11 protein-coding genes are annotated in these 10,271 nt (G+C 67.4%); 8 read left to right on the top strand and 3 right to left on the bottom strand.

Features of this window, described 5'->3' with window-relative positions; all coding sequences use genetic code 11:
- Nucleotides 1-144 precede the first annotated feature (144 nt).
- Complete coding sequence (istB, locus tag ACFWP3_RS40660; RefSeq protein ID WP_384231767.1) at nt 145-936, bottom strand: IS21-like element helper ATPase IstB; 792 nt, start codon at nt 934-936, stop codon at nt 145-147.
- Entirely contained in the window at nt 936-2,441 is a 1,506-nt protein-coding gene (gene istA / locus ACFWP3_RS40655; RefSeq protein ID WP_384231765.1) for an IS21 family transposase, read from the bottom strand. The genes istB and istA overlap by 1 nt, the downstream gene beginning before the upstream one ends.
- Nucleotides 2,442-2,705: 264 nt before the next feature.
- Here istA and ACFWP3_RS40650 point away from each other — a divergent pair, with 264 nt between their 5' ends.
- The 4 genes from ACFWP3_RS40650 (at nt 2,706) to ACFWP3_RS40635 (ending at nt 6,220) form a co-directional block, all read left to right on the top strand.
- Nucleotides 2,706-3,263, top strand: coding sequence for a PH domain-containing protein (locus ACFWP3_RS40650; protein ID WP_384231763.1), 558 nt, complete (start codon nt 2,706-2,708; stop codon nt 3,261-3,263).
- On the top strand, nt 3,260-4,549 hold the full coding sequence (locus ACFWP3_RS40645; protein ID WP_384231760.1) for a PH domain-containing protein: 1,290 nt from the start codon (nt 3,260-3,262) through the stop codon (nt 4,547-4,549). The genes ACFWP3_RS40650 and ACFWP3_RS40645 overlap by 4 nt, the downstream gene beginning before the upstream one ends.
- A gap of 417 nt (nt 4,550-4,966) precedes the next feature.
- A complete protein-coding gene (locus ACFWP3_RS40640) occupies nt 4,967-5,134 on the top strand; it encodes a hypothetical protein (RefSeq protein ID WP_384231758.1) in 168 nt (55 codons plus the stop codon).
- A gap of 438 nt (nt 5,135-5,572) precedes the next feature.
- Entirely contained in the window at nt 5,573-6,220 is a 648-nt protein-coding gene (locus ACFWP3_RS40635; RefSeq protein WP_384231757.1) for a hypothetical protein, read from the top strand.
- Here the strand turns inward: ACFWP3_RS40635 and ACFWP3_RS40630 are convergent.
- Nucleotides 6,217-6,348, bottom strand: a complete 132-nt coding sequence (locus ACFWP3_RS40630; RefSeq protein ID WP_384231769.1) for a hypothetical protein — start codon at nt 6,346-6,348, stop codon at nt 6,217-6,219. The genes ACFWP3_RS40635 and ACFWP3_RS40630 overlap by 4 nt on opposite strands.
- On the opposite strand from ACFWP3_RS40630, the gene ACFWP3_RS40625 reads away from it, so the two are divergent.
- From ACFWP3_RS40625 to ACFWP3_RS40610, 4 genes are all read left to right on the top strand, one after another.
- Nucleotides 6,347-7,450, top strand: coding sequence for a hypothetical protein (locus ACFWP3_RS40625; RefSeq protein WP_384231755.1), 1,104 nt, complete (start codon nt 6,347-6,349; stop codon nt 7,448-7,450). The genes ACFWP3_RS40630 and ACFWP3_RS40625 overlap by 2 nt on opposite strands.
- 464 nt (nt 7,451-7,914) lie before the next feature.
- On the top strand, nt 7,915-9,303 hold the full coding sequence (locus ACFWP3_RS40620; RefSeq protein ID WP_384231752.1) for an IS1380 family transposase: 1,389 nt from the start codon (nt 7,915-7,917) through the stop codon (nt 9,301-9,303).
- Nucleotides 9,304-9,453: 150 nt separating this feature from the next.
- Nucleotides 9,454-9,657 (top strand): hypothetical protein, encoded by a 204-nt coding sequence (locus tag ACFWP3_RS40615; RefSeq protein ID WP_384231750.1) that lies wholly within the window; start codon nt 9,454-9,456, stop codon nt 9,655-9,657.
- A gap of 218 nt (nt 9,658-9,875) precedes the next feature.
- Entirely contained in the window at nt 9,876-10,187 is a 312-nt protein-coding gene (locus tag ACFWP3_RS40610; protein WP_384231748.1) for a hypothetical protein, read from the top strand.
- The last annotated feature ends 84 nt before the right edge of the window (nt 10,188-10,271 follow it).

Below are 10,271 nucleotides of genomic sequence, written 5' to 3'. Positions count from 1 at the left end.
GGCTGTCGAGAGCACGCTGTAGTCACACGAACGGTCAACCGATCAGAGCGCCGTAACGCAACGTCATACGACCACAAGAAGTGGATCAGAGCCGTGAATCTTCCCCAACCGCGGCCAGATATCTCCCCGCTGTTGGTGGGCGGGTCAGCGCAAGGGGATCACCCCTTGTCCGCTGGTGGCCTGGTTGAGCCGGAAGGAATCACCCTGGGTGACCACGACATGAGCGTGGTGGAGGAGCCGGTCGACGGTGGCCGTGGCCAGGGTCTTGGGCATGATCTCGTCGAATCCCGAGGGGTGGAGGTTGCTCGAGACGGCCAGCGCCCGCCGTTCATATGCGGCATCGACCAGCCGGTAGAAGCCCTCGGCGGCGTCTGGGGAGACGGGCAGCAGCCCGATGTCGTCGACGATGATCAGGTCGGTCCGGATCAGCCGGGACATCGCCCGGGCCAGGGAATCGTCGGCGCGGTGGCGGCGGACGAGTGCTCCGAGATCCTCGATGGTGAACCAGGCGACCGTCATGCCGGCTTCGATCGCGGCCTGGCCGAGGGCCTCGGTGAAGTGGCTCTTGCCCGTGCCGGAGGGCCCGCAGATGCAGAGATTCTCCTTGCGGGTGACCCACTCGAGCATCTTCAGCGAGTCCTGGGTCGGCCGCGGGATCGAGGAGGCGGTCTCGTCCCAGTCGCCGAAGGTCTTTCCTGCGGGGAAGCCGGCCCGCTTGCGTCGAGTACGGAGGTTCGCGGCGTCCCGGCCGGCGGCCTCCTCGGAAAGCAGGACGCGGACGACCTCGGCCGGGTCCCATCGCTGGGCCTTCGCGGTGGGGATCAGGTCGGTCAACGCCCGCCGGATGTGCGGGAGTTTCAGCCGCTTGGTGAGCTCGATGGCCTCGGCGAGGGGGTCGCCGTGGGTGCCGGTGACGGTGCGGATCGGGGTGGCCATCAGTGCTCTTCCTTCTCATCGGCGATGCCGAACTTCGACCAGGCAGAGGTGCCCGGCTGCAGGCTGTGATCTTCGGAGGCCCGGGTGGGCTCAACCGTCTCGAGGCCGGACTGGTAGGTAAGGATGCGGATCAGGTCGTTCTCCGCGAACCGTCCGGCGATCGCCGCGGTCCCAAGGGCCCGGTCGACATCGGCGACGGAGTGGAGCTTGGCCAGGGCGACGGCCTCGGCCATCTTCGGCTTGATCCTGCGGGCTCCGGCGGCCCCGGCCTCGATCAGCCAGGACGCCGCCCCGGGACCGAGGGCAAGGAAGGCGGCCTCCTCGGCGGAGTTCGCCCGAGGGGTGCGGTCCGCTTCCTTGTTCTCTCTGGGCGGGTAGTGCTCGTCCTTGATCGCCGGGTTTCCGGGAGTCGAGCGGTCGTGGCGGGCTACCTCGGCCGGCCCGTCCTCGCCGACGGCGGTGACGATCAGTTCGTCCCCGTTGAAGCGGGCCCAGACGCGGGTGTCGACCAGCTGGTGCGGAACCGAGTACCGAACCCCTTCGACCGAGATGGTGGCGTCCCAGTTCACCCGCCGGGTGGTGCCGAACGCGACCGCGAACGGCTCCTTCGGCAGCGGATGCAGGCGCTGGCGTTCCTCCGCGAGGACCTCGGCGGGCTTGCGCCGGGTGGCCCGGTGGACGCGGTTGTTGACCTCGTCGCAGAAGTCCCGGCAGGCCGCCTCGAGGTGTCCGAAGGTCGGGTACTGCTCGAGGAGATTGGCGTTGGTGGGCACCAGGTCGGCCTTCGCGATCCGCACCGTCGCCTCCGATCCGCCCTTGGTTTCCGGGTCGGCCGGCAGGCAAGTACGGATCGTCAGCCCGTAGTGCCGGGCCACCTCGACGATCTCCGGGTTGCGGACCGCGATGTTCGCGACGTGCGTCGTCGTGACCGTCTTCTCGTTGTCGGTCAGCGCATAGGCCGGCACCCCTCCTATTCGCCGCAACGTGGCATCGAGGCAGGCCACGATCGTCGGCAGTGTCTTGTCGAACACCGGAATGACGACCCGGAAACGGGACCAGGCCAGCCACGCGCACCACAACTGCGTCTGCCGCCCGCCGATCTTCGGACCGTGACCCCAGTCCCACTGCAGCCACAGACCCGGCTCGGTGATCCACGGCCGATAGACCCGCCGCGATCCGGCCCGCAGGCTCGCCTTGACCTCTGCGACCACCCGCCGCGTGGTCCTCTCTCCTCCTGTGAAGCCCATCGCCGTGATCCGCCGGTGCACCACATCGGCCCGGATCCGGCCGTGGGAGTTCACCACCAGTTCCTCGATCTTCGACAGGTACTCGTCGATCGGGCGGGCCCGGTGCTGCCTCGCCGTCGGGCTCGCGCCCTCGGCCCGCATCTGCACATACCGGGCCACCGTGTGGTGGTCGCAGCCGGCCAGCTCGGCCGCCGCTCGGTAACTCCCCGTGAGGTCGTATGCCTCCAGGATCTCCATGATCTCCCTGCTGTTCTTCACACCGGCCAGCTTTGCCGACCGGCATCGGTCCAGGTCCGGGGAGATATATGGCCGTCCGTGGGGAAACCCTTGGCCATGAGTGGGGCGCTAAGTGGCCGCCTACGGGGAGTATCTACTGACCGCCGTCACTCCACCAGGTCCCCGCTGACCAGCACGTTCGAAGATGGCGAAGACTCCCTGCACCTGCAACGCGCAGGCCCGGCGCGCCCTCACTGCACCTGTTCTCTCTCGCCACACGCCGCCAACCAGACGAAGGACGACCGCATGGTCCATGGCATCCAACCCGAACCACCGTTCACTCTCAGCGGTGTCGAGCTGACTCGGCACCCGGAGCGCAGCATCCGCGTCAGCCGTATCGCGACCGCATTCGGTGTCCTCGGCGTAACCGCCCTGCTCGGGGCGCTGGGAGCCACGGTCACCAGTGCCATCTATCTGTCGGTGACCAAGTCTCGCGACTGGCACGACATGTTGGACTGGTGGGACGTGAGGATGGCGCTCGTAGCCCTGCTCCCCGCAGCCTTCTACACCTGGCGCTGGAACCGCATCAGGGCCGTGTGGACCTTCCGCGGGTATCACCTGGGAGCCGAGGAACTGTACATCCGCACCGGACTGTTGAACCGTAGCCTCACTGTCCTGGCCTACGCCCGGATACAGGAGGTGAATGTCTCCTCCGGCCCCATCCAGCGCCGCTTCCGCCTTGCCACCGTCGCCATCAGCAGTGCGGCCGGCCGCGAGGCCGTCGAAGACGTTGATCCGCAGACGGCGTATGACCTGCGCGACCGGCTCACCGAGCTCGCCCGTGAGCGGAGGCTGCCCGTATGACCCATCCGCTCCAAGGCCGACTCCACCCTGTCACGCCGTTGAGACGGAGCTGGGCCGTTCTTGTCGCGATGGCAACCCTGGCCTACGGCCAGCGCGACCTGTTCAGTGTCGGAACCTCCGGCACCAAGGGAGCGATCGACATCTCCGTGTGGGCAGCCTGTGCCATCGTGGCAGCATTCATCGGAGGGGTTGTCAGCCTGTTCGTCGCTGCCTGGCGGCACAGCCACTACAGCCTCGAAGGCGACACCCTTGGATACCGCAGCGGTCTGTTGTTGAAGGTCCGGCGTCATTGCGACCTCGACCACGTACAGAGCGTCGACATCGTCCGGCCGTTTCTCGGCCGGCTCATCGGCGTCTGCACTCTCCGCGTCGTGATGTCCGGCACGACGATGACTCTGTCCTACCTCACCCTCAACCAGGCACGCACGCTAAAGGCCCGCATCCTCGCCGAGGACGCCGGCGAGGAGAAGCTCTACGGGGTGAAGGCGAAGGACCTGGTGCTCTCTCTCCTTCTAGACATCCGCACTAACATCTGGTCTCTCACCCTCGTCACGTTCGGTGTCCTTCCGTATGTCCTTTCCGGTGAACTGCTCACGCTCTCCACCCTGATCGCCTTCGCTCCCAAGGTCTGGCGGCTGAGCGGCAAACGGCTCTTCGTCTACACCGGATGGTCCGTCACCCGCACCGCCGAGGGCAGCTACCGCACCGACTACGGCATGTTCGACACGCAGCAGTACACCTACCGGGATTCCCGCGTCGCCTCCATCGAGATCCACCAGCCGTTCCTGTGGCGGAGGCTCGACTGGGTCAAGGTCAAGGTCGCCGTCGCTGGCGCCGCTGCCCCCGGCCTCCTGGTACCCGTCTGCCCCCGCGCTGTCGCCGAGAAGATGGTCATCCACCTCCTCGGCCCCGGCGCCGTACCTCACCCGAACGAACCAATCCCTGCACCCCTCGAAGCACGGAAGGTCACGCCCTTCCACAAAGCGCTCGGGTACCGCCTCGACAACGGGTACTTCACCGCCTGGCGAGGCTTCTTCCTCCGCAACGTCACGACGGTGGCCCCCGTCGGCCGGATCCAATCCGTCTCCGTCGAGCAAGGCCCGTGGCAGCGCCGGTTCGCTCTCACGAGCGTCCACGCACACATGGCCGGTGACAACAGCGTGGCGGCCGACCACCGGACCAATGCCGAATCGGCTGACATGGCATACCGCCTCTACGAGCAGTCGATGTACTGCACCGAAACCAAGCCGGGTCATCGAGCAGGGCTGGTGGGCCCCGACCGATAGACGATGTCACTGAGCCACTGCTACCTCACGCGGGTACCGCCCACACGGCGGTCCTCCACCGCTGGGTTTCGACGGCTGCGGCCTGGACCTTGCCAGCGACCCGCCACCCGCTACGACGTGGGCAAAACCGTCCGACGCCCCGAGAGCATCATCGAACGCGACCGGACCAGACCACAAAGCACAAGCTGACGGCTCCTACTACAAGGCAACTCAGAACACCGGCACCTACGACTACACGACCATCGAAGACCACGACGTCGTCGTGCGCAGAAGCGTGTCGGTAGAGGAGCGCATAGCTCAGCCGTCGTTCCTGTGGGTCGACGATCACCAACGACATCACGGTCCGAGTCATCCGGCCAAGCGCAGCAGACCAGACGCCGCGCGTTGAGCGGTTGCGCTGCACGGTCGAGCCCGTCGATGCCGAGCTACACCGGCGACCCGCACAACAGAATTCGGCTGAAGATCGGATCCGACGAGGAAGGCGCGGACGCAGGAAGCCTGAGCAGTCTCTTCTCGAACGGCGGCCAGCAATTGTACCGGGACCAGATCACAATCCTCGTGCCGGACGGCAGCATCCAGCCGTAGCTGAGCGGGGCCTACCTGCGTGTGCAGGCAGTGTTCCCGCGAACTTTCCCCGCCCCCGCCTACTGAGCATGATGATGCTCGCCGGGCGGGGTTCTCCCCTTTCCTGCGTGATTAGCGGAGCTGATCCGGTCTGGTCTTCGAAAGACCACGTCCGCGTCAGGAGTGCAGCCCTGAGCCAGACTCCCGGGGGCACTGAACCCTGACAGACGGAGCACATGCGCCGCGACTGCGTTCCGGACTGGGGGCGCTCGGCGGGTGTCGCCCTGGTGACCGGCGGCACCTTCACCACGCCCGGGCCGGGCACCTTCTTCAACGGATCTGGACTACGTGGACACGTCGAACCTGTACCGGTCCAGACAGCTGAACAGAGACGCACGGAGACCAACGATGGCGCCGTAGCGCCGCGACCAAGCACGGACCTCAGGAGAACTCGCCATCATGAGCTTCCTCAGCAGCATCAACTTCATCGAGACCGAAGAGCAGGAGCGCGCCCGGCTGGCCCAGGCCCCCGAAGGCTCACTGAACCACTACCTGTCCACCCTGCCCGTGACCATCGACGAGTGGGCCAAGGACCTGCTCGTCGAACTGCCCTGGCAGCAGCCGCACGCTGACCGGTCCTACCGCCTCGTCGTCGTTCCGATCGAGTTCCGCGAGGACACGCTGCCCGAGGGGGTCGAGGTGGAGCGGCTGCCGCGCAAGCTCCACTCCGGCTCCTGGATGTGTGCCGTGGTGTTCTCCGACCACCCGGGCTACCCGGCCGGCGGTTTCCGCATCGCGGTTCCGGACGCCCAGATCGCCCGAGGCCGGAAGGTCGACCTCGTCGGGGCGCTGGCCTCGTTGCCGTGCGTGTCCGGCGGTACTCCGCACGCTCCGGAGCCGCTGTGCGGCTCGTGTGGAGACTCCGGCCTGATCACCCTCTATGACCGGTCCACGGACGGGGTCACCGGGCGCAGTCGGTGCGACAACGCGCGGTGTGTGGCACGAACCGAGGAGCGCGTGGCTGAGCGCGAGCGCAAGCGCGCCGCCGACGAGGTCGCGGCCGACGCTCACGTGTGCGCCGATGATTTCTGCTGTCCTCCGCTCTAACACCGCGGTGCCCCCGTGTCCGGGGCTTTTGCCCAGTCCCGCCCCGTTCGAGGTGGGACTGGGCACTGACCGCATGCCGGCCGGCGTGCGGTCACCACGGCAGCAATCTGGAAGGAACCCCAGAGCATGACTACCACCACGGTCCGCAGCATTGTGCGGGAGATCGTCACCCGCTCCTATCGCCGCTACACGCCGACCAACGACCGTGCGCCGCAGGGCGCCGAGTACGGCGTAGAAGGCTGGCTGTTCGACCTGCCCGGCGAGACCCTCAACGGCCGAGGGTTCCCACAAGCCACGTATGCCGCCTACCAGGTCTCGGAACACGGGATGCTGTTCTGGCAGGTGCGTGAAGTCGGCGGAGAGCGGCGGCAGTGCGGCAGCCGGAGCACGACCCGTAAGGGTGTGCTCGCGCTCGCGGTCGGGCACGTGGCCACCCAGCGCGAGAGGGCCGCGCCGGCGGCTCGCGACCAGGGCACCCGTGCGCACAGCGCCGCGCGGCGTCCGGCCGCCGGAGGTGCAGAGCCTTCCCAGGTGTCGGTCACCGGCGACGAGAGGCTGGCGCGCCTGCGCGCGGGTCAGCTTGCCGCACTGCCGACCGTCGCGGAAGTCCGGATGGCGTACCCACTCGCTGGTGGGGGCGCCACGCTGCGGCTGATGACAGCCGAGGGCAGCACGACCGAGCGCCGCATGATCCCGCTCACGGAGCGCGGCCCAGCCGGTCGGGAGAACGATCCAGTCGGGATCTACCTGAACGCCATCACCGACGGCGCGAACACGGAAGGACTGAAGATCGCCGCCGGGTGGCACCTGATGCGGCTCGGCTTCAACTACGCGCGCGGTGCGGCCTGGGAGCCGTACACCGGCAGCGCGACGAGCGAGGCGCAGTGGAAAGAGTGGGCGTCGATGCTGCCCGACGGGTACCGCTGGCCGCACACGGTGCGCGTCGCCATCGTGCCGACCGCCGAACACCTCGCCTACATAGACCGCGCGTTCGGTCCCGCGCCGGAACTGCCGGACCTTCCGGCCGGTGTGAGCGCGCATCCGTCCGGCCCGCGTTCCTGGCAGATCTGCTACGCCAACCGCCGGTTCTGGCAGCTCTCCTACCGGCCCCGGATGGGCGGCGACGTGTGGACCCTATACGCCGACCCCGCCCGTACCAAGCCCCTCGCCAGGGCTGCGAGCGCCGCCGAGATCCTCGCCACCATCCCCGCCCGCGACGCCGAAACGTAGGCCCGCACGGCGGCTCGCGGGAGTTACTGAGTTGCGGCGCCGTGACTGCCGCTGCGGCTCGTGGCCGGTTGGTCCATCGCGGCTCCGTTCCGGAGCTGGGGCCCGTGTCCTGCCACCCGTGCTCCAAGACGTCGGAGCGAGACGAGCTCTCCGGGGACTGCACTGCCCGAGCGCGATGTCGGAGCCGCCAGGGTCGCCTTCGAGATTGCTGAAGGCTACGGCCGCATGGGACCTATCGTCCTGTGCACAGAGAAGTCCGATGAATCACGGTCAAGAGGGATCCGCAGCTCGCCGACTGGGAGAAATGAGGAAATGAGCGCTGACGTCAAGAACGGTCAGATGAACCTCGATTCACCGCGTGACGATCGGTTCGGACGGCTCCAGATGTGAAGAGGTGCCCGCTGGCCTGGGACGATGGGAGTTCTCACGCTTCCAGCAGACCCGAACAGCAAGGCACCTCGTAAGTGATTCTCTCTCATTCCCCGGCGGAGCTGTTCGCGGCCGCCGACGAGCCGAACCTGATCGCCCACGCCGGACTGGCGCCGGCCATCCGGCTGGCCGAGCGGTGTGACCTGCCCGCGCTGATCGCGGAGAAGGTGAAGCTGACCGGCGCGGGCAACGGGGCGGGCACGGCGCCCGATGCCAAGGCCATGTCGATCGTGGGCGGCATGGTGGCCGGCGCGGACTCGATCGATGATCTGGACGTGCTGCGGCACGGCGGCCTGGCGAAGCTGTTCGGCGGGGTGCGCGCCCCGTCCACGCTGGGAACCTTCCTGCGCGCGTTCACCTGGGGACATGTACGGCAACTCGAGTCGGCTACCCGCGCGTTCGTGTGCAATCTGGCCGCGCACACCGGGTTCGTGCCCACCGGGGACGAGGTGGTGTTCGTGGACATCGACTCCAAGGTCAAGCAGGTCTACGGGTCGGCCAAGCAGGGCGCCTCGTTCGGCTACACCAAGGTCCGCGGCCTGCACTTCCAGATCGTCACGGTCAAGACCGCCCACTGCGCCCCCGTGATCGTGGCCACGCGGCTGCGCAAGGGCTCGTCGAACTCCGGCAAGGGAGCCGCCTCGCTGCTGCGCGAGGCCCTGGCGACGGTACGGGCGATGGGCATCACCGCACAGATCGTCGTCCGCGCCGACTCGGCGTACTTCTCCCACAAGGTCGTCGCCGTCTGCCGGGCGGCCGGGGCCCGTTTCTCCCTGGCGGTCGCGGTGAAGAAGTCCATCCGCGCCGCGATCGAGACCATCGACCAGGACGCCTGGACACCGATCAAGTACACCGCGGCAGTCTGGGACGCCGACGAGGAACGATGGATCTCCGACGCCGAGATCGCCGAGATCGACTTCACCGCGTTCACCAGCAAGAGGAAGGCGTTCCACACCACCGCCCGGCTCATCGTCCGCCGCGTCAAGCGCCTCAACCCCAAGACCGTGCCCGAGGGACAGAGCGAGCTGTTCGCCGTCTGGCGCCACCATGTGATCTTCACCGACAGCCGCTTCACCCTCGCCCAGGCCGAGCCCATGCACCGCGAACACGCCGCAGTGGAACAGGTCTTCGCCGATCTCGAGGACTCCGCACTCGGGCACCTTCCCTCGGGGAATTTCACCGCGAACGCCGCCTGGCTCACCCTGGCCGCCGCGGCCTACAACCTCACCCGGGCCGCCGGCCACCTCGCCTCCACCTTCCACGCGCGGGCACGGACCGGAACCATCCGCCGCCACCTCATCAACGTCCCCGCCCGGATCGCCCGTCCGGGCCGACGAGTCGTACTCCATCTGCCCGAACACTGGCGCTGGACCGACGACTTCGCCGACCTGTGGGCCGCCACCGGACAGCGCATGCTCACCTGAACCCCACGGCCACCCACCCGCCCACCACCAGGAAAGACCTCGGAGAACCCGCCCCGGACGGCCACCCGGCACACCTCGCTGCCCAGACCCGAAACAGACACCAGAACCCCGCCCTGAACCAAGGGTCAGGATTCACGCGGTGGATCGAGGATGAAACATGACGAGGAACTGCAGCAGCTGTCCGCGTTCATGCTGGGCCCGGACAACTCTACCCTCGGCCGCATGATCGGATATTTCAGCGTTCTGGGCAAGTACCTCCACCCGAGGGAGCTGAAGGAGTTTTGGGAGACCCTGCAGCCCGTGGAAAGGGCCTGGTTCCGCCACGAGATGATCACGTGGGCGGAGACCCTCTGATCCGGAAATGTGCGAGGAGAGGATTGCGGGGGTAGAGGCAGTGCCATGCGTATCAGCGCCATCAGCACGAAGGATATTGCGTCGTAGGTGATCCCGAATGGACCGACAGCGGTTCGAATTGGGGTAGGCGGAATCGGATAAGGCGCGGGCAGCGCGCTGCAAGGCAGCGCCGGGAGTCTCACTGCCGAAGCCATTGCATTATCCCCGGGGAGACCGCCATGCCCGAGAACACCGAGCACACCCTGCTCTACATCAAGTATGTCGACGACGCCCTCGCCGAGCAGGGTGCTGCCGCCGTCGAAGGCGCGACCTCCGGGATGAGCCTGAGGGTCCTGGCGCGGGCTCTGCCTGACGGCCGGACGTCCGTCGCAGTCTCTCTCTACAGGCGCGTGCACCGCATGCGCGCCTCAGGTAAGGCATTCCACTATTGGACCTCCGAGAAGCTCACGTCGATGGCCCGCACGAAGAAGGACCTCGTCGTCCTGCGCGAAATCGACCGCCGCACCGGCAAATCCACAACCCAGGGCTGAAGCGTTCTCGCCTGTCGAGATGCGCTGTTGGTCCTGATCGTGGGTGTTCGACCTGTTGGGGCCTGGTGGATGCACGAAGGACGC

This window comes from Streptomyces sp. NPDC058525 (assembly GCF_042719495.1).
Taxonomy (GTDB): Bacteria; Actinomycetota; Actinomycetes; order Streptomycetales; family Streptomycetaceae; genus Streptomyces.
Note: the sequence above shows the minus strand (reverse complement) of the source record. Positions and strands in the feature narration are given on the sequence as shown.